Below are 22,805 nucleotides of genomic sequence, written 5' to 3' on the forward strand. Positions count from 1 at the left end.
ATAACCTGACCCTCATGGCTTCCCGAGGCATGACCCAGGCCGCGTTCTTCATACTGACCGCGCTGATCGACGAGCCGAGACACGGCTACGGCATCGTGCGCGAGGTCGAGGAGCTCTCCGACGGCGAGGTCCAGCTCCGGGTCGGGACGCTGTACGGCGTCCTGGACCGGCTGGCGGCGGACGGGCTCATCGAGCTGGACCGCGAGGAGGCCCAGCAGGGCCGGCTCAGGCGGTACTACGCGCTCACCGACGACGGCGCCGCCGCGCTCTCGGCCGAGGCGGAGCGAATGGCGGCCGGAGCGCGTACCGCGACCCGCCGGATGGCCGCGCACCGCCCGGCGGACGCCCACCCGCAGCCCACCGCCCGGCCGGGACGCCCGGGCCTCGCCGGAGGTGCCGCGTGACCACCCTGCTCGAACAGCGCTACCGCACGGTGCTGCGGCTGCTGCCCGCTTACTACCGTGCCGAGCGGGAGGAGGAGATGGTCGAGACCTATCTGGACGACATGGACGAGGCCGACCAGGATCTCTCCCGCCCGGCCTGGGGAGAGGTGGCGAGCATTGCCGCCCTCTCGGTCCGCACCAGGCTCGGCAGCTCGGGCGCTCCGCCCCGCTACGCGGCCATCGGGTCGGCCGTGCGCCTCTTCGCCCTGCTGAGCGTGGCGTTGCTGGCAGCCGACGCCCTCACCGAACGGGCCCTCCCGGCGGCCTGGCTCACGGGCGCGGGCCCCAGGGACCGGGCGGACTACCTGAGGACGTTCACCGGCGACGGAGTGCTCATGGGGGTGGTCCAGGCCCTGCTCTGGGCGCTTCCGCTCGCCTGGCCGGTGGCGTACGCGGCGCTGCTGCGGGACCGCCGGCGGGCGGCATCCGTACTCGCCCTGCTCGCGGCGGCACCCTGGCTGTCGTATCTCGTCGGGTGGCCGACGGGACAGGGGCCCGGCGTGGCCCCGTCCGCACTGACGGTCGTGGCGGCGGCGACGGCGTGGCTGACGGTCGCGGCCGTGCGGTGCGGGTACCACTCGGACGCCCCGCCCGCCCGGCTGCCCTTCGCCCCGGCGGGCCCCGCGCTCCTGGGTGCCTGCGTGCTCATGGGCGCCTCGATGGTGGTGTGGCCGCAGGGTGCGGACTCGGTCTGGGGCAGCGGCACCGCTGTCGTCGCGGCGGGGGCCGCCTGGTGGGTCGTACGGATCCGGTCGGCCCGGAGCGGTGCGGGGGCCGCCGAGCCCGCCCTGCCGCTCGCGCTGGCGGCGCTCTCCGCAGCCGTGCTGGCCCAACGGTGCGCCCTTCAGGACCTGTTGGCATCGGCGCAGGCACCGCGTGCCCTCGTCCTCGGCGGCTGGATCCAAGCAGCGGCCCTGACCGTGCTGGTGGTGACGCTGGCGGTCAGCGGCACCCGCGGTCTGCTCGCACGGACGACGGCCACCGCCGCCCGCCCCGTCCCGCGCGCCTGACGCCTCGCCCGCCCGGCGGCGGGGCGGCCGGGCGCAGCACCTACCGCCGCTCGACCACTACGGGCCGCCAACTCCCCTGCCGCAGCAGGGCGGCAGGGTCGGCCCCCGGGTCCGGAGCATCGTGTCGGCGGTGCCTGCCGCCGCGGGCGAGGAAATCGGCGAGCGGCAGGGTGGCCGCCCCCAGCGTCACCGCGTCGGCGCCCAGCGTGCCCAGGTCGATGGTGACGTGCTCGGCCGGGTGGCGCATCGCGTACTCCTTCGCGTACCGGCGCACGGCGGGCAGCAGCGCGGGCCCGAGGAGCAGGCCGGCCCAGCCGCCCACCAGGATCCGTTCGGGGCGGAACAGGTTGATCAGGTCCGCGATGCCCGCCCCCAGGTACTCGGCGGTCTCGTCCAGGAGTCCGGCAGCGGCCGTGTCACCCGTGAGGCCCCCGGCAGCGGGCAGCGCGGCGGCGAGCAGCGTGGCGAGCGCCGTCTCCTCGTCGGCCGCTTCCGCCGCCGGGCCGCCCGACTCCAGCCACCGTTCCCGGATGGCCTCGGCGCCCACGTACGCCTCAAGGCAGCCGGGCGAACCGCAGCGGCAGCGCCGCCCGCCGACCCGCATGGTGGTGTGGCCCCACTCGACGGCCCTGCTGTCCGCGCCGCCGTAGAGCTCACCGTCGACGACGATGCACGCGCTCACTCCGGAGCCGAACAGCACCACGACGGCGTCGCTCGTCCCGCGCCCGCCACCGAACCACATCTCCGCCTGACCGAGGGTCTTGGCCCCGTTGTCGATGAAGAACGGTACCCAGGAGGGGAGTTCGGCCGACTCCCGGAGCATCGCCTCCAGCGGGACGGCGTCCCAGCCGACGGTCTGGCCGTGCACGACGACCCCGTCGGGCCCGCCGCGGTCGATGATCCCCGGTACGCCGACTCCGACACCCACGAGCCGGCCCGCGCTCACGTCCGCGTCCCGCAGCACATCGGCGACGGCTTCGCGGATATGGCCGACGATGCGGCCGACGTCATAGCCGTGGTGCACCAACGGGCGCTCTGCGCGCGCCAGTTCGCCGAGCGCGAGGTCGAAGAGCTCGACCCGGACACGGGTCTCCCCCACGTCGATACCGATCAGATGGCCGCTGGCGGGGGCGACGCGCAGCAGGGTGCGCGGCCGGCCGCCCTCCGAGTCGACCACCCCGGCCTCTTCGAGCAGTCCGTCCGCGGCCAGTTCAGCGACCACGTTGCTGATCGAACCCGAGCTCAGACCGGTGGCCGAGCCGAGCTCCTGGCGACTGAGCGGCCCGTCGAAATACAACCGTTGCAATACCTCAGCGCGGTTGCCGCGCCGCAGGTCACGCACAGTTCGTCTGCTCTGTTCAGCCATGTGACTCCTTCCCGGTAGGCAACATACCCCTGTGAAAGCTCTTGACGCGACCTTCTCTCACTACTTAACTCACGATCTGAATTAAGTCGTGAAGGCCGTTCGAATCCTGAACGCAGCCCTCCCCGGGAAGGGGCCAACGCACATGCGCAGTATCAGAGCCGCAGCAGCAGTCGCCGTCACCATCTCCACGCTCGCCGGCGCCACGGCGTGCGGAGGAGGCGGTGATTCCAGTGGCGGGGGCAGCAACACATCCCCCAAGACGCTCACCTACTGGGCGTCCAACCAGGGACCGAACATCCCCGCCGACAAGAAGATCCTCACGCCCGAGCTGAAGAAGTTCGAGCAGCAGACCGGGATCAAGGTCAACCTGGAGGTCGTGCCCTGGGCCGACCTGCTGAAGCGGATCCTCGCGGCGACGACCTCGGGCCAGGGCCCCGATGTGCTCAACATCGGCAACACCTGGTCGGCCTCGCTGCAGGCCACCGGCGCTCTGCTGCCCTGGAACAAGGCCAACTTCGACGCGATCGGCGGCCGCGACCGGTTCGTCGACGCGGCGGTCGCCTCGGCGGGCGCCGCGAAGAAGGACCCCGCGGCCGTCCCGCTGTACTCCCTCTCGTACGCGCTCTACTACAACAAGAAGATGTTCGCCGACGCGGGCATAGCCAAGCCCCCGGCCACCTGGGACGAACTGGTCGCCGACGGACAGAAGATCTCCAAGAACGGCACCAGCGGGAAGTGGGGCCTCGGCGCCGAGGGCGGCAACCTCTCCGAGAACATCCACCAGGCGTTCGTACTCGCCCAGCAGCACGGAGCCGACTTCTACGACGCGTCCGGCAAGCCGACCTTCACCTCACCCGGCGCCGTGGCCGCCGTGAAGCAGTACGTCGACCTCATGGGCAAGGACAAGATCATCGCTCCGGGCAACGCGGAGTACAGCCAGAACCAGTCGCTCAGCGACTTCTCCAAGGGCAAGACCGCCATGGTGCTCTGGCAGGCGGCCGCGTCCACCTTCGCCTCGCAGGGGATGAAGCCGCAGGACTGGGGGGCCGCTCCGGCGCCGGTCGCCTCCGGGACCCCGGGGCAGGGCAAGAACGTCAACTCCATGGTCGCGGGCATCAACATGGCCGTCTTCAAGAACACCAAGAACACCAAGGGCGCGCTGAAGTTCGTGAAGTTCATGACCAGCGACGACGAGCAGAAGATCCTCAACAAGGCCTACGGCGCCGTGCCGCCCGTCACGGCCGCCCAGTCGGACCCCGCCTTCAACGTGCCCGGTGTGAAGGTCCTGAAGGACACGCTGATCAAGAGTGCGGCGCCACTGCCGCAGGTGGCTTCGGAGTCGCAGTTCGAGACGACCGTCGGGACGGCCATCAAGGACCTCTGGGCCGACGCCGCAGGCGGCAAGCCCATCACGACGGCTTCGGTCAAGGACGAACTCACCAAGGCGCAGCAGCAGATGACCGAGTGAGGCACTGATTCCGATGACCTCCCACCCGTCACCCGACCACCACTCCCTCACGAGAGGCCCGGCCTCACCCGTCCTTCTGGAGGCCACGTCCCAGGTGCCCCCGGCGGCCGGCGGTGACGTTCTGAAGTCCGGGGGTGCGCGGCCACGTGTCCCGCGCATCCCCGACCGGATCCGCCGCGGCGGCCTGCCGTATCTGCTGCTCCTGCCCGCGCTCGTGCTCGAACTGCTCATCCACATCGTGCCGATGGCCATCGGTATCGTGATGAGCTTCCGCGGCCTCACCCAGTTCTTCATCCGCAACTGGGGCCAGGCCCCCTGGACGGGGCTGCACAACTTCAAGGTCGCCGTCGACTTCAACGCGCCGATCGGCAAGGCCCTCCTCCACTCCTTCTATGTCACCTGCGGGTTCACCGTGCTGGCCGTCGGCCTCTCCTGGCTGATCGGCACAGGTGTGGCGATCCTGCTCCAGGAGAACTTCCGCGGCCGCGGACTGCTGCGGACCGTCTTCCTCATCCCGTACGCCCTGCCGGCCTACGCCGCGATCATCACCTGGGCGTTCATGTTCCAGCGGGACAACGGCCTGGTGAACCACGTCCTCCACGACCAGCTGGGCATCACCGCCAAGCCGTCGTTCTGGCTCATCGGCGACAACAGCTTCTACGCGCTGGTCATCGTCGCCATCTGGAAGTCCTGGCCGTTCGCCTTCCTGATGGTGATGGCGGCGCTCCAGAACATTCCGCGCGAGCTGTACGAGGCGGCGTCGATCGACGGCGCCGGAATGTGGCAGCAGATCCGGAAGATCACCCTGCCGTCGCTGCGCTCCGTCAACCAGGTCCTGGTCCTGGTGCTCTTCCTGTGGACCTTCAACGACTTCAACACGCCGTACGTCCTGTTCGGCAGGTCGGCACCGGAAGCCGCCGACCTGGTCTCGATCCACATCTACCAGTCCTCGTTCGACACCTGGAACTTCGGCAGCGGCTCGGCGATGTCCGTACTGCTCCTGCTCTTCCTGCTCCTGGTGACGGCCGTGTACCTGATCTTCACGTCGCGCGGGAGGAAGAGCACCGATGTCTAGTACCAGCACCGCGCCGCGCTCCCCCGCGGCACCACGCCCGGCCACCGTCCACCGCTCCCCCACCGCGCCGCCGCGGTCCTTCCTCTGGACCCGGCGCGTGGTGCTCACCCTGGTGTCGCTCTTCACGCTGGTGCCCGTGTACGTCATGATCAGCAGCTCGCTGAAGCCGCTGGGTGACGTGTCGGGCAAGTTCTCCTGGATTCCCACCAGCTTCACCATCCGCCCGTACATCGACATCTGGAGCACGATCCCGCTCGCCAGATACTTCCTGAACTCGCTGATCGTGGCGGGGACGGCGAGTGTCTGCTCGGTGGTGGTCGCGATCTTCGCCGCGTACGCCGTGAGCCGCTACCGCTTCCGCGGCAAGCGCGTCTTCACGGTCACGGTGCTCTCCACCCAGATGTTCCCCGGCATCCTGTTCCTGCTCCCGCTGTTCCTGATCTTCGTGAACATCGGGAACTCGACCGGCGTCAACCTGTACGGCTCACGCGGCGGTCTGATCCTCACGTATCTGACGTTCTCGCTGCCGTTCTCGATCTGGATGCTCATCGGGTACTTCGACTCCATCCCGAAGGACCTGGACGAAGCGGCGATGGTGGACGGCTGCGGGCCGCTCGGCGCGCTCTTCAGGATCGTCGTGCCCGCGGCGATCCCCGGCATCGTCGCCGTCACCCTGTACGCGTTCATGACGGCGTGGGGCGAGGTTCTCTTCGCTTCGGTCATGACCAACGACACGACGCGGACGCTCGCCGTGGGGCTCCAGGGCTACTCGACACAGAACGACGTGTACTGGAACCAGATCATGGCCGCCTCGCTCGTCGTCAGCGTGCCGGTCGTCGCCGGGTTCCTGCTCCTCCAGCGGTACCTCGTCGCCGGTCTGACCGCCGGCGCGGTGAAGTGACCGCCCGGCCTCTCCGCACTCGGACCGCCCAGTACCATCCCGCACCCTCAGCAGCGCTCAGCACCCCTGAGCACTCCTCAGCACCCTCAGCACCGCGCAGCAGAAAGGCAGCCCGTGAACGAGTACAACTCCCTTCCCGCGGAATTCACTTGGGGAGTGGCCACGGCGGCGTACCAGATCGAGGGAGCCGTGGCCGAAGACGGCCGTTCGCCTTCCATCTGGGACACGTTCTCGCACCTTCCCGGAAAGATCGACAACGAGGACAACGGTGATGTGGCCTGCGACCACTACCACCGCTGGCGTGAGGACATCGGGCTGATGAAGCAGCTCGGCGTGGACGCGTACCGGTTCTCCGTCGCCTGGCCGCGTGTCGTACCCGGCGGCGACGGACCGGTCAACGAGAAGGGGCTCGCCTTCTACGACCGGCTGGTCGACAGCCTCCTCGAAGCCGGCATCACCCCCTTCCCGACCCTGTACCACTGGGACCTCCCCCAGACCCTCCAGGACCGCGGCGGCTGGCCGGCCCGGGAGACGGCCGAGCACTTCGCCGAGTACGCGGCCGTGGTGGCCCGGCGTCTCGGCGACCGGGTGAAGGACTGGACGACGCTGAACGAGCCGCTCTGCTCGTCGTGGATCGGCCACCTGGAGGGCCGGATGGCGCCCGGCCTCACGGACATCACCGCCGCCGTCCGCACCTCGTACCACCTGCACCTGGGCCACGGGCTGGCCACCCAGGCGATACGTGCGGCCGTCCCCGGGGCCCGGGTCGGCATCGTCAACAACCTCAGCCCCTGCGAGGCGGCCACCGAGCGCGAGGAGGACCGGGCCGCGGCGGTCCGTGCCGACGGCCACACGAACCGCTGGTGGCTGGACCCGATCCACGGGCGCGGCTACCCGCAGGACATGGTCGATCTGTACGGTGTCGACCTCCCCGTCCGGACCGGTGACCTCGACACGATCGCCACCCCGCTCGACTGGCTGGGCGTGAACTACTACTTCCGCAATGTGGTCACCGCCGACCCGACGGGTCCGCTGCCGCACGCCAAGCAGGTCTATCTGCCCGGCGCCCGTCACACGGCGATGGACTGGGAGGTCAACGCCGACGGGCTGGAGAACATCCTGCTGCGGCTGACCGACGAGTACGGCGCGCAGAAGATCTACGTCACGGAGAACGGCTCCGCCTATCCCGACGTGGTCCGCGCCGACGGATCGGTCGACGACCCGGAGCGGGTCCGGTACCTCGACGAGCACCTGGCCGCCTGCGCCCGCGCCGCCCGCAAGGGCGTCCCGCTGGCCGGATACTTCGCCTGGTCGCTGCTGGACAATTTCGAGTGGGCGTACGGCTACGACAAGCGCTTCGGCCTGGTGCACGTCGACTACGCGACGCAGCGGCGCACCGTCAAGAGCAGCGGCCACCGGTACGCGGACATCGTCCGCTCCGCCCGCGGCCGGGGGCGGAGGGCCGCGTGAGCGTTGACCGCACCGGCCAGGTGAAGCGCGTGAACCGCTGAACCCGCATGACCGAGGGGGCTCCGGTGCCGCGGGGCCCCTTCGGCGCGGCACCGGAGTCGGGAGAGCGCTCTCCGATCTGCTCGCAGTCCGGCTCCGCTCCCGAGCGGGCGGCAGGCGTCACTGAACGGGGATACGACCCGGTGGAGTTGGGCAGCCGTGTTCGGAACGACCTGGGTGCCCGGTACGCCGCGCGGCCCGCAGATCCCGGCAGGATCGCGGCGCCGGACGTACGGTCAGGTATACGACCAGGCGTGGCACCCCCCCCCGATTTCCGAGGAGCACGGCCAATGAGTGGAACAGCCCAGATCGGCGTCACGGGACTCGCGGTGATGGGCCGCAATCTCGCCCGTAACTTCGCACGCAACGGGTTCACCGTCGCGCTGCACAACCGCACCGCGGCCAGGACGCACGAACTGGTGGAGGAGTTCGGCGAGGAGGGCATCTTCGTACCCGCTGACAGCCCGGAGGAGTTCGTGGCGGCCCTGGAGCGACCGCGCCGGCTGGTGATCATGGTGAAGGCGGGCGATCCGACCGATGCCGTGATCCAGGAGTTCGCGGCGCTCCTGGAGGAGGGCGACGTCATCATCGACGGCGGCAACGCGCACTTCGCGGACACCAGGCGCCGGGAGAAGGAACTGCGCGAGCGGGGAATCCATTTCGTCGGTACCGGGATCTCGGGCGGTGAGGAGGGCGCACTGCACGGGCCGAGCATCATGCCCGGCGGATCGGCCGAGTCGTACGAGTCGCTCGGGCCGATGCTCGAAAAGATCGCCGCCAAGGCCACCGACGGATCCCCGTGCACCACACATATCGGCCCCGACGGGGCCGGCCACTTCGTGAAGATGGTGCACAACGGCATCGAGTACGCCGACATGCAGCTCATCGGCGAGGCCTATCAGCTGCTGCGGGACGTGGCCGGCTACTCGCCCGCCCAGATCGCGGACGTCTTCCGCACCTGGAACACCGGGCGCCTGGACTCCTACCTCATCGAGATCACCGCAGAGGTGCTCTCACACGTCGACGCGGCGACCGGCAAGCCCTTCGTGGACGTCGTACTCGACCAGGCGGAGCAGAAGGGCACCGGCCGCTGGACCGTCCAGATCGCCCTCGACCTCGGCGTGCCGGTCTCGGGCATCGCGGAGGCGGTCTTCGCCCGCTCCGTCTCCGGCCACGCCGACCTGCGCGAAGCCTCGCGTCACCTCGCAGGACCCACCGCCCAACCCCTGGGCAAGGACGAAGCCGCGGCCTTCGCCGACAAGGTCGAACAGGCCCTGTACGCCTCGAAGATCGTCTCCTACACCCAGGGATTCCACGAACTCGCCGCAGGCAGCCGGCAGTACGACTGGAACATCGACCTCGGCAGGATCGCCGCGATCTGGCGCGGCGGCTGCATCATCCGCGCCGCGTTCCTCGACCGGATCACCGCCGCCTACGAAGCACAGCCCCAGCTGCCCAGCCTCCTCGCCGACAAGGGCTTCGCCGACGAGATCGCCGCCGCACAGGACGACTGGCGCGCGGTCACCGCCACCGCCGTCACCCAGGGCGTACCCACCCCCGGCTTCGCCGCCGCCCTCGCCTACTACGACTCCCTGCGCGCCGAACGCCTCCCCGCAGCCCTCACCCAGGGCCAACGCGACTACTTCGGCGCCCACACCTACCGCCGCACCGACCGCGACGGCACCTTCCACACCCTCTGGGGCGCAGACAAGACCGAAATCGAAAGCTGACCCACCTGACCCACCACCAGCTCACCGGCACCGACCCCGCGACACGGCGTGCACGCACGGAAAGGCGTCTCGACCTTGAGGAGGTGATCGAGGGACTCCTCGACGACGTACAGCTCATGCGGGAGCTCCGGCCGCCGGGCCGGCGGCGGGTCAGGACGAGACGTTCGTATTCCTCGGGTGTGAGCACGACGGGCGGCGCGCCGTCGAGGACGATTCTGCGAGGCTCGGGACGTCGGCCCGCGGCGATTCCTCCACCGGTGCGAACGGCAAGGCGAGCAGCCTGGTCAGCGGGACAGTACGCAGTCCCCGCACAGAGCTCCCTCGCCGCCGGGGGCAGCGCGGTAGATCAGACAGCAACTCCGGCGCCGGAACGCTCCGTTGGGCGTAGTGGTGCCGGCGTCGCGCAGTGGGGGCCGCTCCAGGAGAAGCGAGGTGATGGCGCGGGTCCGTGCGGTGAGATCCGGACGGGTTGTCGTGATCATGGTCGCGGCTCCGTTGACGGCCGATGCGGTATTGCCCCACAGGATGTGCCGGGAGAGCGAGAACTCCGCCATGGCATCGGCGAGTTCGCACAGCGGGCCGTCCAGCAGACGGGTGCTCAGCTCGTCGGCGAGCTGGGCCGGCACATCCGCGGAGCCCTCGGAGGAGGCGTCGCCGGCAAAGGCGTCGCCGGGCAGGGACAGGGGAACCGGGCCGCCGATCACGGGCTGCCATCGGAGATCCGCGAGGGAAGGAGCGGGGACCAGGCCGTGCAGTACGGCGGCGGCCAGCGCCGGTGAGACCAGCCGGGCGGCCAGTCCCAGGTGGGCGACTGATGCCGCGACCCGGGTCTCGACCGCGTCCGGCGGCTGCTCGCCGGCCGCGGCCAGCCAGTCCCGTACGCCGGTCACACGGGCTTCGAGCAGCGGGCGGGTGATCCGCTGCCAGGGTCCCGGCAGCTCCGTGCCGGGCGGGTGGACCTGCACGGCGAAGAACGGGCCGAGCGCGGCGACCTCCTCGATCACCGCGCTCGCCGCAGGAGGGCTGCTCATGCCGGAACGGGGTCCGGCTCCGGCGAGGGGGCCGCGGCGTCGGGCCGCGCGGGGCGGAGCAGGCGCTCGGCCAGCGGGGCGAAGACCAGGCCGATGGCCGTCCAGAGGATGAACTGGGCTGCGACCGAGGAGAAGCGGAAGGCGAACAGCACGTCGGCCGGGAAGCCCGGGTAGACGATGTGGCCCTTCGAGTCGGCCAGCGGCAACGGGGTCTCGGTGGCGTGCTTGCCGAAGTTCTCCTTGTCGGACGCGAGGTGGCCGAGCTGCGGCAGGAGCAGCATGACGATCCCGATCGCGACCACGAGCGCGGCGCCGGTGCGGAGGGTGGCGTTCCAGTCGCCGAACACCGACACGGCGCCCTGGTCGACGCCTATGAAGTGGTAGACGGCCGGCGCGATCAGCGCGGTGCCGACCAGCCAGCGAACTGACGTGGAGATCGGCAGGACAACCGGTGTGGCCACCGGAAGGGATGTGGAAACGGCGCTCAAGGCGAGCCCTCCCTCTGGGATCGTGCGTCCCTTGCGTATGCGGGCGGAGTGAGGGCTCAGTGTCTGACTCGCCGACCACCTTCCGGTGGCCTGGCTCACAGTGGCGCGACCGTGCTGGAATCTCACCAGCTTCCTTATGCCATCACTACACGGGGGAGCGTACGGATCGGTTCTCCAGCTGGTCAATCAAGCCCACGGCAAATCCGGATCAGAGCCGCGGCACCGCGGAATCCGGCCACCCGACCAGGGGGGCCTCCACCATCCGGAGACTGGCGCGGTGTTTCAGGACGGCCGGTCGGTGTGACACGACGAGTGCACCGAGTGGTGACTGAGGCGCGGGCTGGGCGCTCCATGACCGGTGGTTGGTCCTCTGAAGGCTGACCCCTGCGCCGTTGCAGCCATGACCCGACGGCGTACCTTATTGCACATCGGTTGCAACTGCGGTTGGTGTGTGAAAGAGGTTGTCGTGGGTTCTCCTGTGGTGCTCGGGATCGAGTCGTCGTGCGACGAGACGGGCGCCGGGCTGGTGCGGGACGGGCGGCTGCTGGGGCATGCGGTGGCGTCGAGCATGGACGAACACGCCCGTTTCGGTGGAGTGGTCCCGGAGATCGCCGCCCGTGCGCACGTGCACTCGTTCGTTCCGGTCGTGCGGGAGGCGCTGGAGCGGGCCGGGCTGCGGATGTCGGACATCGGTGCGGTGGCGGTCACCACGGGGCCGGGCCTCTCGGGGGCGTTGCAGGTGGGGCTGGCGGGGGCGAAGACGCTGGCCTTCTCGCTGGGGGTGCCACTGCACGGGGTGCACCATCTGGCCGGGCACGTCGCGGCCGACACCTTGGAGCACGGGCCGTTGCCCGACCCGTGCATGGTGTTGATCGTGTCGGGCGGGCACACGTCCTTGCTGCTCGTGCGGGATCTGGCGAGGGATCCGATCGTGCACCTGGGCGACACCATCGATGACGCGGCCGGTGAGTGCTTCGACAAGGTGGCCCGGGTGTTCGGGCTGCCGTATCCGGGTGGGCCGGCTATCGACCGCACCGCGCGGGAGGGCGACCCACGGGCCGTGGCGTTTCCCCGGCCGCTGACGGGGACGAGGGATTCGCGCTACGACTTCTCCTTCTCGGGGCTGAAGACCTCCGCCGCCCGCTGGGCCGAGCGGTACCGGCTGCGGGGCGGGGAGTTGCCGGTCGCCGACGGGGCGGCCTCGCTCCAGGAGGCCGTGGCCGATGTGCTGACGCATAAGGCGGTGGCCGCCTGCCGTGAGCACGGAGTGGGGACGCTGGTCGTGGTGGGCGGGGTGGCCGCCAACTCCCGGGTGCGGGCGCTGGCCGAGGAGCGCTGCTCGGCTGCCGGGATCGTGCTGCGGGTGCCCCCGCTCAAGTTGTGCACCGACAACGGCGCGATGATCGCCGCCGTCGGTGACCTCCTGGTCCGGGCGGGCGCCAAGCCGGCCCCGCTGGATGTCTCGATCGACCCGTCCGCGCCGCTGGAGTACGCAGCCCTGCACCCCGTCTCCCGCACCGGCGCGAGAGCGGCATGAACAACGCCATCGCCCTCCGGCGCGTCTCCGGCCCGGAGCTGCTGGGCCGCGAGGCGGGCGGGCGCCAGGTGTATGCCGAGGCGTTCGGCGCCGCGCCCTGGTCGCAGGACGATGAGGCGGCGGGCCGGTTCGCGGGCACCTGAGGGGTCCGGATGCGGGGCGTTCCTCGGCCCCCGGCATCCGGACCCATCAAGTGCCCCGGCTGGCGGCGGGCCGTGCCCGCCCCGGGTCGTGGCCGTGGAATGACTCGACCCGCTGTGGCCGGTCACCGGCTGCCCGAACAGATCACCCGCCGTCGTAGCCGCTGATGCCGGGAGGGCCGGACCACGCGGCGGGCAACACGTGGTCCACGGACCCACGGCGTACACAGCGGCCCCCGTCGAACAGTGCGGCCTCCTCGGCGATCGCCCGCACGGCGGGCAGGTCGTGGCTGATGAACAGCAGGGCGGTTCCGGCCGGGGCGAGCAGGCGGGGCAGCGCGTCGAGGACGCGCTGCCGGGATGCGGTGTCCAGGGCCGACGTCACCTCGTCGCATATCAGCAGTGCCGGACGAGCGGTCAGGGCCCGCACCAGCGCACACCGCTGGAGCTGGCCGCCGGAGAGCCGGTCCGGGGTCCGGTGGAGCAGCGTGTCGTCGAGGCCCAGCACAGCGCCGGTCTCCATCGCCTCGGCCGTCGCCTCCTCGCTCCGCAGCCCGCGCAGCAGCCTTGCGGTGTCGGCGAGTTGCGCGAGGACCGGACGGTGTTCCTCGAAGGAGCCGGCGCTGCTCTGGTGCACGTACTGGGTGACGCGGCGCTGTGCTGCGGTGCGCCGGTCGATGCGGCGCGGGAGTGGTCGGCCGTCGAACCGTACCTCTCCCAGGGACGGTGTGGTCAGTCCGGCCAGCACCCGGGCGAACGTCGTCTTGCCCGAGCCGGAAGGACCGAGCAGTGCCGTCCTGCTGCCCGGCGGGAACGCCATCGACACGGGTCCGGCGAGCGGATCACCGGACCTGCGGCGCACGACGATGCCCGTGGCGGCGACCCCGTCGCGGACCTCCGGAGCCGGGCCGGGCCCGCCGGGGCCTGCCTGTTCGCCCACGCCGGTGGGGTGTTCCGCGGTGAGCAGCTCCCGGGTGGCCCGATGGCGGACGGCGGACAGCCGGACGGCGGTCGGTACGGAGTCGGCGACGGGGCCGCCCGCGCCGAGGACGTCGCCTGCCGGACCGTCGTCCACGGCCCGGCCGTCCTCCAGCACGATGACCCTGTCGGCCGTCTCCCGTACCAGCCGCAGGTCGTGGCTGAGCAGCAGCACGCCCGCGCCGTCGTCGGCCAGCGCCCGCACCGTACGGCCCAGGGCGTGCGCGAGCGCCGGGTCGAGGCCGCTGGTCGGCTCGTCGAGGACCAGGAGCCGCGCCCCCGTCGCCAAGGCGGAGGCGAGCGCCAGACGTTGCTGCTGGCCGCCGGAGAGCTGATGCGGGAAGCGACGCCGGACGGCCGCCCACTCCAGACCGGCGGAGGTCAGTGCCCGGAGGGCGGCGGGCTTCCGCGCGGCTCGTCCCGGATGGCCGAGGGCGGCCAGCTCCGTGAGTGCGCCGCCGGCCCGGCGTACCGGATCCAGCACCGTCTCCGGGTGCTGCGGCAGATGCGCGGCGAGGCCCGCCCGGACCGCGGGACGCCGGGACGGCGCCAGGAGAAGCAGGTCCGTGCCCGCCAGCAGGACGCGTCCGGCCAGCCGCACGCCGCTCCGGGAGGTTCCGAGGGCCGCCAGGCCGAGCGTGGTCTTGCCGCTGCCCGACGGGCCGACGACGGCGGTGACGGCGCCCGCCGGAACGGTCAGTGCGACCCGGTCCAGCAGCGGGCGCTCCGCCCCGTCGGCGTGCGCGGAGAGCTCCGGGACATCCAGCAGCGGCCCGGGCGCGGAGCCGGTCAACGGCCCGTCCTCTTCCGTGCGAGGGCGCGGTCCACGAGCAGGTTGCCGCCGACGCACAGCGCCGTCAGCAGACCGGCGGGCACCAGCACCGCGGCGGGCTGGGTGAACAGGGCGTCGCTGTTGCGCTCGACGAGCACCGCCCAGTCCGGCGAGGACACGGGCAGACCCAGGCCGAGGAAGTTGGCGGATGCCAGCAGGTACAGCACCACGGAGAACCGGCCCCCCGCGTCGGTGGCCAGCGGGGCGGCCAACTCCCTTGCCAGGTGCCGGAGATGGATGTACGCCCAGCCGCGCCCCTGCATCCGCAGCGCCTCGACGACCGTGCGGGAGCCGGGCGCGAGCGCGGCCCCGCGTACCAGGCGTGCCACGGCCGGGACCTGGAGCACCCCGGCGACCGTCACCAGCCAGTACCAGTCACGGTGCCCCGTCGCGGCCAGGGTCATCAGCACCAGCAGTCCGGGGAACGCAAGCAGCAGGTCGAGGCCGCGCATCACCGTCTCGTCGAGGCCGCGCCGCGGGCCGGCGGCCAGGAGCCCGAGCGGCGCCCCCGCGGCCATGCCGATCAGCAGGGCCCCCAGGGCGCTGCCCAGCACCGAGGCACCGCCGTGCAGCACGAGCCACAGCACGTCCCGGCCCAGGACATCCGTACCGAGCGGGTGCCCCGCTCCGGGCGGCTGCGACGGCAGCGCGCCCTCCGCCGACGGCGCGTTACCGGCCACCCACGGCCCCAGCAGGGCTGCGAGCACCGGCACGCCGAGCAGCACCAGAGCGATCCACGGCCGGCGGGGCCGGCCGGTGCGCACGGCGCCACCGGTCCACCGGCCACGGCTCCCGCCGGCGTTCACGGCATCGGACTTCTCCCACAAGGTCACGCCGCCACCTCCCGGTACGGCGCCAGCCGGTGGGCGGCCAGGTCCCCGAGCAGGTTCACCGCGACGGCGGTGCCGGTGAACAGCAGCGCGTACGTCTGCACCTGGGGCAGGTCCCGGTTCTGCACGGCCTCGACGAAACCGCTGCCAAGACCGCGGAAGCCGAACACGGCCTCCACCAGCACGGTGCCGCCCAGCAGCCCCTCCACGCAGCGGGCGAACTGCTGCGCTGCGGGACCCAGGGCGCCCGGCAGTACATGGCGCAGCACCACCGTCCGCTCCCGCATCCCCAGAAGCCGCAGGTGCCCGGCGACGGCACCGTGCCGCCCCGCCGCCACACCGGCCCGGATCTGCCGCGCCAGATCACACAGGTGCCGGGCCGTCAGTACGGTGACGGGCAGCACCAGCACGGCCGGCTGCGCCAGCAGCGCGCCCGTGTCCATGCCGACCGCGGTGGCGGGCAGCAGCCCGGCCGCCAGCGACACGGAGGCAACCAGCAGCAGCCCGAGCACGAACTCCGGTACGGCGTGCAGCAGAACAGTCGCCGTGTTCAGCGTCCGGTCGACGCGGCTGCCCTCCCGCAGCCCCGACACCGTGCCGAGGAGTGGCGCCAGGACCGTGACCAGTATCAGCGCCGGAACGCCCAGCAGCAGCGTCACCCCGATGCGGCGGCCGATGTCGTCGCCCACCGGCAGCCCGGTCGTCAGGGAGTGCCCGAAGTCGCCGGTGAGCAGCTGGCCGAGCCAGTGCCAGAAGCGGGCCCAGGCCGGCTCGTCAAGCCCCAACTGGCTTCGGAGCGAGGCGACTTGTTCGGACGTGCCGAGTTCACCGCGGAGCACGTCGGCCGTGTCCCCTGGCAGCAGCGAACCGACGGCGAACACGGTGACCAGCACCATCAGGCACTGAAGCACTGCCAGCAGTGAGCGCCGCAGGACATAGGCGCGCACGTCAGCCGATGCGGACCCGGTCGAACCGGGCCCAGTCGTGCGAGTTCGGCGGTGCCGCGCGCAGTCCGCGGACCGACGGGCCGATCGCGTCGTTGGCATCGGAGAACGCCCACACCAGCAGCCCGGACTCGTCCCGGGCGATCTTCTGGGCGCGCGCGAGCAGCGCCGGCCGGTCCTTCTCGTCGCGAGTGGTCCGGGAGCGCTCCAGCAGCGCGTCGAACTTCTTCGATGCGTACTGCGTCTGGTTGCGGGCCGCTCCACCGCGGACCCTTTGCTGGAGGAAGTCGGACACGGGCAGCGTGGAGGTGGTGTTGAAGGCGGCGACGCCCTGCGTCCTGATCTCGCTGAAATACGTGCTGGCCGCACGGGTGTTGGCGGTCAGCTTCAGCCCCACCTCGCGCAGCTGCCGCGCCATCAGGTCCGCGGCTGTCTCCCACGTGGCGTCGACGGAGCTGGTCTCCACGGTGATGTGCAGCCCCTCCGCGCCGGCCGCCTTCACCAGGCTCCGCGCCTCGCCGACGTCCCGTTCGCGGGGCCTGAGACCTTGCGGGTAGCCGCGCAGGCCCATGCCGAAGAGGTCGTTCCCCGCCTCACCGTGCCCGGCCAGCGCGACCCGGACCAGCGCCTCGCGGTCGAGCCCGAGCTGCACGGCCCGCACCAGCCGCGGGTCGTCGAACGGCTTCCGGCCGGTGCGCAGCAGCAGCTGCTGGGCGGTGGCCCGTTCCGCGGTGAGCAGTCGCGTCGAGCCCTCCTTCTTCAGCCGGTCCACGGAGGCGCCGGCCATGTCGGAGGCGTAGTGGACCTGTCCGGACAGCAGCGCGTTGAGCCGCGCCGACTCCTCGTTCGCGGGGACGATCTCCAGCTCGGCGATGTGCGGGGCGCCGTCCCAGTGGTCGGCCCAGCGCCGGTAGCGGGCGGTGCCACCGGGCGTGAAGGACACAAAGGTGAAGGGCCCGGAGCCGACGGGCTTGCGGAAGTCCCTCGTACCGTCGGGGATGATCTCGGTACCGGGGCCGGCGAAGACAGTGGGGAACTCGAAGTTCGGCGCCTTCAACACGAAGAGGACGGATCGCGCGCCCTCGGCCCTGGTGGCGTCGAAGTCGATCGCTGACAGCAGTACCTGCGAGGGGGAGCCGGTGGCGGGGTCCGCGGCACGGCGGTAACTGTAGAGAACGTCCTTCGCGGTCACCGGTTTCCCGTCGTGGAAGTCCGCCTTGCGCAGACGTATTCGCCAGCGGGTTCCGGAGGCGTCGCTCTCCCAGGACTCCGCGAGACGCTTGCGGACGGACATGTCGTCCGCGTACGTGCCGAGCGTGTCGTACAGGGCCTTGGCGCGGGCCTGGTCGACGAAGTTCGGGGCGATGTGGGGGTCGAGGGTCTCCTGCGAGCCGCCGGCCGTGAACGCGGCGCGGAACCGGTCGCCGCCTCCCCCGTCCTTCCCGTCCGCGCCGCAGCCGGTGAGCAGGCCGGAGGACGCGGCAAGTGCCAGGGCGCCCCCGGCGGCCAGCACGCTCCGCCTGCCGGGGCCTGGCCGGTTGCCGAGTTCCGGCCGGTGTACCGGCTCCGTCCGGGCATGCGTCATCACAGTCGATCCTCTCCGGGGTGTCCTCGCCCCTGCTGTCGGACCGGCGACGGGTCAGTCTCCTGGCTCCCGGATCATCGCTCGCCTCCGCCTTCCCATCCGCAGCCGCGGACAGTGACATGCAGGAGGACCGCTTCCCGGTCACAGTGGCGGGACCGCGCCGGACTCGCACCGGCTTCCTGATCCCCGTCGCCTCGTGCACCCATTGTGGCGCACGGGACGAGCGGAGCCGGACCCGGCTCTGCTCCCGGCTCCGGGGAGTGCGATCAGCTGGTCCCGGCAGCGCTGACGCGCAAGGTGCGGAGGAACGTCTTGTTCACGGCGCGCGCCAGGGGGCCGGTGGGTTGCGGCGACTTCCCTTGGTCGACGCGGAGGCTGCACCGCAGGCCAAGTCCCGGAGCTGACCACCTCGCGCAACCACGATGCGCCAGAGCCGCATGACCGGCCAGAGCGGGCCGGTCATGCGGCTTCGGCTCGCTCGACGCACAGGAAGGTCAGGTCACCGCAGTGCGGCGACCACCGCGTCACTGGGTGAACACCAGATCGGGCGTGCCTCCCGGAAACCGGCCTCCCGCAGGGTCCGCGTATGCCAGTCGGTGGTGGTGGGCCGCGCCGGGCGAGGGGCGTCGAGCGGCACCCGGGGGTCGCCCAGCAGGACGAACCGCCGTCGTACGGGTTCCGAGAGCGCCGGGTCCTCGGCGACCGCGCTCCACCAGGCGGCCCAGTCCTGCGCCCCGGCGGCCTGTTCACGTTCCTTGCGCGCCTCGGCGTGGGCACGGGCCGCGGCGTTGAGGATCGGCGCGGACTCGTCCACCATGTGGTCGGCGTTGAGGAAGACACCTCCTTCCCTGAGCACTCCCGTCAGTTGGCGGTAGAGGGCGCGCAGCGGCTCGGTGTCCAGCCAGTGCAGCGCGGTAGCCGTGAGGACCGCGTCGTAGGAGCGGCGCGGCAGCGCCCGGGTCCAGCCCGGATCGGTGAGGTCCGCCGTCACGAACTCCACCCGCCGGTCGTCGGCGAATGAGTGGGCGGCAATGGTGAGCAGCGCGGGGTCCAGGTCGACTCCGGTGCACCGGGCATCGGGAAAGCGCCGCAGGACGCGGTCCGTGATGGTGCCGGTGCCGCAGGCGAGGTCCAGAATCACGGGGGCTGGGCCGATCAGGGCCTCGGTCATGTCGAGCATGGCCCGGAACCGCTCTTCACGGTCGGGCATGTACCACTCCTGCTGCCGGTCCCAACTGGCCTGCCATGCAGGCCAGTCCGTACCGGCTTTCTTCTCCGTCATGGATTCCTCCGGTGGTGGAGCTGTGATTCACGCGTCCGCTCCGGAGAAGTCGCGCTCCCAGCCCGGCTCCCGGACGCACCCGGCACCCCGCCGTCGGGCGACGGTGGGATCCGGCCGTGGGCACCGATCCAGCAGACCGTGACGTGGTCCTCGCCCCCTCCAGCACGCGCAGACAGCCGCCGTCGCCGAGCTCCCGGACCTGCGCCACACCGTTGGAGCGGTATGCCCGCCCCGGCGTCGAGGAGGTCGCCCGGCTCGCCGCCGGACGCGCCCCCGCCGCACGGGGCGGAACGTAAATCCGAGTGGATCAGGCCTTCACATTCTGCTCGTTGCCTCGTTGCCGCGTATCCCGGTCACGCCTTCGTCCACGCGGCGCGCAGCGCCTTCTTGTCCACCTTGCCGACCTTGGTCGTCGGCAGCTGGTCCAGCAGGACCGTCTCCCGGGGCGCGTACAGCTCTCCCAACTCGGCGGTCACCGAGGCGCGGACCGCATCCGGGTCGATCTCGGCGCCCTCCGCCACGGCCAGGAAGATCTGTACGGCCTCGCCGTACTCCTCGTCGGGTACGCCCAGGGCCGCCGCGTTGCGCACACCGGGCAGCGTGAGCAGGAAGTCCTCCAGGACCCGGGAGTAGACGTTGTCGCTGGTGCTGCCGGTGACGATGATGTCCTTGGCCCGGTCGACGAGGTAGAGGTACCCCTCGGCGTCGAGGTAGCCCAGGTCCCCGGTGCGCAGCCAACCGTCGTGCAGCGCATCGGCGGTGCGCTCCGGGTCCTCGTAGTAGCCGAGCATCACGGTCTCGCCCCGGACGCACACCTCGCCGACCTGCCCGACGGGGAGCGCCGCGGCGCTGCCCTCACCACGGATCTCGATCTCGGTGTCGTGGATCGCACGACCGCAGCTGCCCCAGAGCTCGGGCCGCAGGGCTCCCTCCGACGCGAGGGCCTCCGCGCCGAACGCAGCGATCCCCAGCGCCTCGGACTGCCCGTACCCCTGGCTGAGCACGGGCCCGAAGACCTTGACCGCCTGCTGGAGCCGGCTGGGCGACGAGGCCGCGCCTCCGACGGCGATCCGCCGCAGTGCGGGAAGGGCCCCCGGCTCGCACTCCGGGTGGTCGAGGAGCGCGTACAGCATCGGCGGTACGAACATGGTGGCGGTGATCCGCTCCTCGCGCAGCACCGCGAGCGCCGCACCCGCTTCGAACTCGGGCAGCACGACGAGGGCGGATCCCGTCACCAGCGCCTGAATGGTGGTGAGATGGCCACTGCCGTGGGTGAGCAGTGTGGAGGCGAGTACGCGGTCCGTGCCCGGATCCATCGCCGGGAAGGGCGTCGGCCGGGCGCCTTGCTGGGCGCCCTGCATCAGGTTCACCAGCGCGTCGTAGAGCCGGTGGCTGTGCGCGGCGAGCTTGGGACGGCCCAGGGTGCCGCCGGTGTAGAGGACGGTCACGGCCTCGTCCGGTTCCGGCGCGGGCACGCCGTCGGGACGCACCGCCGGGCACTCGGCCTCCAGCGCCAGCAGGTCCACACACCCCTGCTCACTGGGCCCGAGGCTGAGCAGCACGGGAGCGTGGACGCTGTGCTCGGCCGCCGCGGCTGCCCGCTGCGCGAACAGCGGGTCGGTGACCACGGCGCGCGCCCGGGACTGCTCGACCAGCGCGGCGAGCTCGCCGGGGCCCGGCTCGGGCGGCAGGAACACGACGCGGCAGCCGATGAGATGGACCGCGAGCTGCACCAGGACGGAGTCCACCCGGTTGGCCAGGAACAGCCCCACTCCGTCGCCGGGCACGAGCCCCTGGCTGCGCAGCGCGTGCCCCAGACGGAACAGCCGCTGCCGGGCCTCCCCCCTGGTCAACCGCTGCGCACCCTGGACAAGCGCCTCGGCGTCCTCGTCCTTCTGCCAGTGCTCCAGGATGTGGTCCACGTAGGTCCGTGGCTCGTACGGGTTCTGTGTGCTAATGATCATTGACATATGCAAACATGCCCCTCAGGAGCCGCAACCTCCCAGGGGCCTCCTCCGGTTTTCACCTGGCGGGGTATCATGCCCCGTTCCAGCAGGGGTGGTTGACCCTCCGCAGCCCGTGTCCGCGCAGTGCGAATCCGCACGGTGGGGGCCGGAGCGGCAGGGACGTGGCACCTCGTCCGTTGCCCCCCGGAAGTGCAGGGGTCCGACCCCGGTGACCGCCCGTCTGCGGTTGGCGCGAACACCAAGACCTGGAGCCCGCCCGGCCGGGCGGGCTCGTTCCACACGCCCCGCCGGGGCGGGACCGCACCGAGGTGAGCACCACCTGACCGGTGGTAGCCACAGCGTCAGCGTCCGGTCGGCGCCCCGGCCGGCGGTCCTACACCGGGCCGGGCTGCGGCTCCGGCGTCGGGTCCGGGCCGGGTACGGGACCCGGTCCGGGCGACGGCGTCGGCTCGGGGCCGGGCGGCTGCGGTACGGGGTCGGGCAGCGGATCGGGCAGCGGTGGCGGCAGCGGGCCGGGGCCCGGCGGCGGAGTCGGCGACGGCGGCACAGGATCCGGACCGCCCGGATTCGGCGTCGGCGGCACAGGGTCGGGATAAGGATGCGTCACGGTTGACCTCCCACACTTCGGCTGCGTGTCCTGACCAATGTCTCCCGCTGCGCCTGCCCACGCCCGCCGGGTCGAATCAGCCCTGCTGCGGCCCGCAGCCCGGGAAGCGGACTCGACAGCACCGGTATCGCAGTGGCGGTACGGCCGGCCGCGTCCGCCGTGGGCGTCTGGGCCTGCACGATCACACGGGCGTCCGTCACGGCGTCGGCGGTGCGGGCCACGGCGACCGGAGTCCGCCGCGGTCCGCCGCATCGAAGCGCCCCCAGGCGCCTACCGCCAACAGGGGGAGGACATCGACGCCGGGCCCGCCCCCGGCGTCGGCGTCGAGTGGCAGGGCACAGTCCGGCTTCCGCAGGTGGTCCCGCAGTCAGGCCCCGGCGGCGAGTGGCCGGGCGTGCGGGGCACGCACCTGGTCGGTGCCCGGTACGGGCGCGGACGCGTCGGCGCCGAGAGCGACGATCCGGTTGTCCGCGTCGACGTGCACGACGCTCGGCCGGAGCGTACGCGCCTCGGCGTCGTCCACCTGGGCGTAGCTGATGAGGATCACCAGGTCGCCGGGGTGCACGAGATGGGCGGCGGCGCCGTTGATGCCGATGACGCCCGAGCCGCGCTCGCCCTCGATGACGTAGGTCTCCAGGCGGGCGCCGTTGTCGATGTCGACGATGTGCACGAGCTCGCCGGGCAGCAGGTCGGCGGCTTCCATCAGGGCGACGTCGACGGTGACGGACCCGACATAGTGCAGGTCGGCCTGGGTCACCGTGGCACGGTGGATCTTGGATTTGAACATGGTGCGCATCATCGAGTAGCTCCTGGACATAGGCTCCCTGCCTGCATTTTTGCAGGTCAAGGGCTGTTTCCTCACCCTACAACGAGTCGCATGTCAGGGCAGCGTTCCCCAGGTTTTTCAGGACTCATGCTGACCACTTGCTAATTTTCCGGACGTGTCATCAGGTTATGGTGGGAGCGGTTCCGCTCGCCCTCCCGGACCCCATCGCGACGACTTCCCAAGCCTACGCAGCGCTCCCCCTCGGGTATCCGTGATTGCCATCACCCCGACGAGCTGACAGCGGTTCCATGACTGT

19 protein-coding genes and 2 riboswitches are annotated in these 22,805 nt (G+C 71.5%); of the genes, 9 read left to right on the plus strand and 10 right to left on the minus strand.

Going from position 1 to position 22,805, the window contains the following annotated elements; genetic code table 11:
- The first annotated feature begins 29 nt into the window (after positions 1-29).
- Positions 30-404 (plus strand): PadR family transcriptional regulator, encoded by a 375-nt coding sequence (locus tag OG285_RS02370; protein ID WP_371793435.1) that lies wholly within the window; start codon positions 30-32, stop codon positions 402-404.
- On the plus strand, positions 401-1,453 hold the full coding sequence (locus tag OG285_RS02375; RefSeq protein ID WP_371790003.1) for a hypothetical protein: 1,053 nt from the start codon (positions 401-403) through the stop codon (positions 1,451-1,453). The genes OG285_RS02370 and OG285_RS02375 overlap by 4 nt, the downstream gene beginning before the upstream one ends.
- Positions 1,454-1,493: 40 nt before the next feature.
- Here the strand turns inward: OG285_RS02375 and OG285_RS02380 are convergent, their stop codons facing one another.
- The gene (locus OG285_RS02380) at positions 1,494-2,819 is read right to left on the minus strand and encodes an ROK family protein (protein ID WP_371790004.1); all 1,326 of its coding nucleotides are present in this window, start codon (positions 2,817-2,819) and stop codon (positions 1,494-1,496) included.
- A gap of 142 nt (positions 2,820-2,961) precedes the next feature.
- Between OG285_RS02380 and OG285_RS02385 the strand changes: the two genes are divergently transcribed.
- The 5 genes from OG285_RS02385 to gndA all read left to right on the plus strand — a co-directional run bounded on the left by OG285_RS02385 (position 2,962) and on the right by gndA (position 9,502).
- On the plus strand, positions 2,962-4,287 hold the full coding sequence (locus OG285_RS02385; protein WP_371790005.1) for a sugar ABC transporter substrate-binding protein: 1,326 nt from the start codon (positions 2,962-2,964) through the stop codon (positions 4,285-4,287).
- Positions 4,288-4,300: 13 nt separating this feature from the next.
- A complete protein-coding gene (locus tag OG285_RS02390) occupies positions 4,301-5,362 on the plus strand; it encodes a carbohydrate ABC transporter permease (RefSeq protein WP_371790006.1) in 1,062 nt (353 codons plus the stop codon).
- Positions 5,355-6,263 (plus strand): carbohydrate ABC transporter permease, encoded by a 909-nt coding sequence (locus OG285_RS02395; protein WP_356831490.1) that lies wholly within the window; start codon positions 5,355-5,357, stop codon positions 6,261-6,263. The genes OG285_RS02390 and OG285_RS02395 overlap by 8 nt, the downstream gene beginning before the upstream one ends.
- Positions 6,264-6,377: 114 nt before the next feature.
- Positions 6,378-7,733, plus strand: coding sequence for a GH1 family beta-glucosidase (locus tag OG285_RS02400; RefSeq protein WP_371790007.1), 1,356 nt, complete (start codon positions 6,378-6,380; stop codon positions 7,731-7,733).
- A gap of 329 nt (positions 7,734-8,062) precedes the next feature.
- Positions 8,063-9,502, plus strand: a complete 1,440-nt coding sequence (gene gndA, locus OG285_RS02405) for an NADP-dependent phosphogluconate dehydrogenase (RefSeq protein ID WP_371790008.1) — start codon at positions 8,063-8,065, stop codon at positions 9,500-9,502.
- 284 nt (positions 9,503-9,786) lie between these two features.
- Here gndA and OG285_RS02410 read toward each other — a convergent pair whose 3' ends face one another.
- Together OG285_RS02410 and OG285_RS02415 are read right to left on the minus strand one after the other, a co-directional pair.
- Positions 9,787-10,533 (minus strand): (2Fe-2S)-binding protein, encoded by a 747-nt coding sequence (locus OG285_RS02410; protein WP_371790009.1) that lies wholly within the window; start codon positions 10,531-10,533, stop codon positions 9,787-9,789.
- On the minus strand, positions 10,530-11,021 hold the full coding sequence (locus OG285_RS02415; protein WP_371790010.1) for a CbtA family protein: 492 nt from the start codon (positions 11,019-11,021) through the stop codon (positions 10,530-10,532). The genes OG285_RS02410 and OG285_RS02415 overlap by 4 nt, the downstream gene beginning before the upstream one ends.
- Positions 11,022-11,080: 59 nt before the next feature.
- Positions 11,081-11,155: riboswitch (cobalamin riboswitch) on the minus strand.
- A 332-nt stretch (positions 11,156-11,487) separates the two neighbouring features.
- On the opposite strand from OG285_RS02415, the gene tsaD reads away from it, so the two are divergent.
- Entirely contained in the window at positions 11,488-12,558 is a 1,071-nt protein-coding gene (gene tsaD / locus OG285_RS02420; protein WP_371790011.1) for a tRNA (adenosine(37)-N6)-threonylcarbamoyltransferase complex transferase subunit TsaD, read from the plus strand.
- Positions 12,555-12,701, plus strand: a complete 147-nt coding sequence (locus OG285_RS02425) for a hypothetical protein (protein WP_371790012.1) — start codon at positions 12,555-12,557, stop codon at positions 12,699-12,701. Before tsaD ends, OG285_RS02425 begins: the two co-directional genes overlap by 4 nt.
- A 142-nt stretch (positions 12,702-12,843) precedes the next feature.
- Here the strand turns inward: OG285_RS02425 and OG285_RS02430 are convergent, their stop codons facing one another.
- The 7 genes from OG285_RS02430 to panD all read right to left on the minus strand — a co-directional run bounded on the left by OG285_RS02430 (position 12,844) and on the right by panD (position 22,522).
- Positions 12,844-14,469 (minus strand): ABC transporter ATP-binding protein, encoded by a 1,626-nt coding sequence (locus tag OG285_RS02430; RefSeq protein ID WP_371790013.1) that lies wholly within the window; start codon positions 14,467-14,469, stop codon positions 12,844-12,846.
- Positions 14,466-15,341, minus strand: a complete 876-nt coding sequence (locus OG285_RS02435; protein ID WP_371790014.1) for an ABC transporter permease — start codon at positions 15,339-15,341, stop codon at positions 14,466-14,468. Before OG285_RS02435 ends, OG285_RS02430 begins: the two co-directional genes overlap by 4 nt.
- Entirely contained in the window at positions 15,338-16,285 is a 948-nt protein-coding gene (locus OG285_RS02440) for an ABC transporter permease (RefSeq protein ID WP_371790015.1), read from the minus strand. Before OG285_RS02440 ends, OG285_RS02435 begins: the two co-directional genes overlap by 4 nt.
- Position 16,286: 1 nt before the next feature.
- The gene (locus OG285_RS02445; RefSeq protein ID WP_356831511.1) at positions 16,287-17,867 is read right to left on the minus strand and encodes an ABC transporter substrate-binding protein; all 1,581 of its coding nucleotides are present in this window, start codon (positions 17,865-17,867) and stop codon (positions 16,287-16,289) included.
- A 34-nt stretch (positions 17,868-17,901) separates the two neighbouring features.
- Positions 17,902-18,088, minus strand: a riboswitch (cobalamin riboswitch).
- A gap of 278 nt (positions 18,089-18,366) precedes the next feature.
- Positions 18,367-19,149 carry a trans-aconitate 2-methyltransferase gene (locus OG285_RS02450; protein ID WP_371790016.1) on the minus strand — a complete coding sequence of 261 codons (783 nt, stop codon included), beginning with the start codon at positions 19,147-19,149 and terminating at the stop codon, positions 18,367-18,369.
- A gap of 353 nt (positions 19,150-19,502) precedes the next feature.
- The gene (locus tag OG285_RS02455; RefSeq protein ID WP_371790017.1) at positions 19,503-21,113 is read right to left on the minus strand and encodes a class I adenylate-forming enzyme family protein; all 1,611 of its coding nucleotides are present in this window, start codon (positions 21,111-21,113) and stop codon (positions 19,503-19,505) included.
- A gap of 977 nt (positions 21,114-22,090) precedes the next feature.
- A complete protein-coding gene (gene panD / locus OG285_RS02460) occupies positions 22,091-22,522 on the minus strand; it encodes an aspartate 1-decarboxylase (RefSeq protein WP_356831744.1) in 432 nt (143 codons plus the stop codon).
- Between the last annotated feature and the right edge of the window lie 283 nt (positions 22,523-22,805).

The sequence above is a fragment of the Streptomyces sp. NBC_01471 genome (genome assembly GCF_041438865.1).
Taxonomy (GTDB): Bacteria; Actinomycetota; Actinomycetes; order Streptomycetales; family Streptomycetaceae; genus Streptomyces.

Coding starts and splice junctions, on each gene's coding strand:
- OG285_RS02370 (WP_371793435.1), top strand. CDS start 30: ATGACCCAGGCCGCGTTCTTCATACTGACCGCGCTGATCGACGAGCCG.
- panD (WP_356831744.1), bottom strand. CDS start 22,522: ATGATGCGCACCATGTTCAAATCCAAGATCCACCGTGCCACGGTGACC.
- OG285_RS02385 (WP_371790005.1), top strand. CDS start 2,962: ATGCGCAGTATCAGAGCCGCAGCAGCAGTCGCCGTCACCATCTCCACG.
- gndA (WP_371790008.1), top strand. CDS start 8,063: ATGAGTGGAACAGCCCAGATCGGCGTCACGGGACTCGCGGTGATGGGC.
- OG285_RS02380 (WP_371790004.1), bottom strand. CDS start 2,819: ATGGCTGAACAGAGCAGACGAACTGTGCGTGACCTGCGGCGCGGCAAC.
- OG285_RS02455 (WP_371790017.1), bottom strand. CDS start 21,113: ATGATCATTAGCACACAGAACCCGTACGAGCCACGGACCTACGTGGAC.
- OG285_RS02395 (WP_356831490.1), top strand. CDS start 5,355: ATGTCTAGTACCAGCACCGCGCCGCGCTCCCCCGCGGCACCACGCCCG.
- OG285_RS02425 (WP_371790012.1), top strand. CDS start 12,555: ATGAACAACGCCATCGCCCTCCGGCGCGTCTCCGGCCCGGAGCTGCTG.
- OG285_RS02445 (WP_356831511.1), bottom strand. CDS start 17,867: ATGACGCATGCCCGGACGGAGCCGGTACACCGGCCGGAACTCGGCAAC.
- OG285_RS02450 (WP_371790016.1), bottom strand. CDS start 19,149: ATGACGGAGAAGAAAGCCGGTACGGACTGGCCTGCATGGCAGGCCAGT.
- OG285_RS02390 (WP_371790006.1), top strand. CDS start 4,301: ATGACCTCCCACCCGTCACCCGACCACCACTCCCTCACGAGAGGCCCG.
- OG285_RS02410 (WP_371790009.1), bottom strand. CDS start 10,533: ATGAGCAGCCCTCCTGCGGCGAGCGCGGTGATCGAGGAGGTCGCCGCG.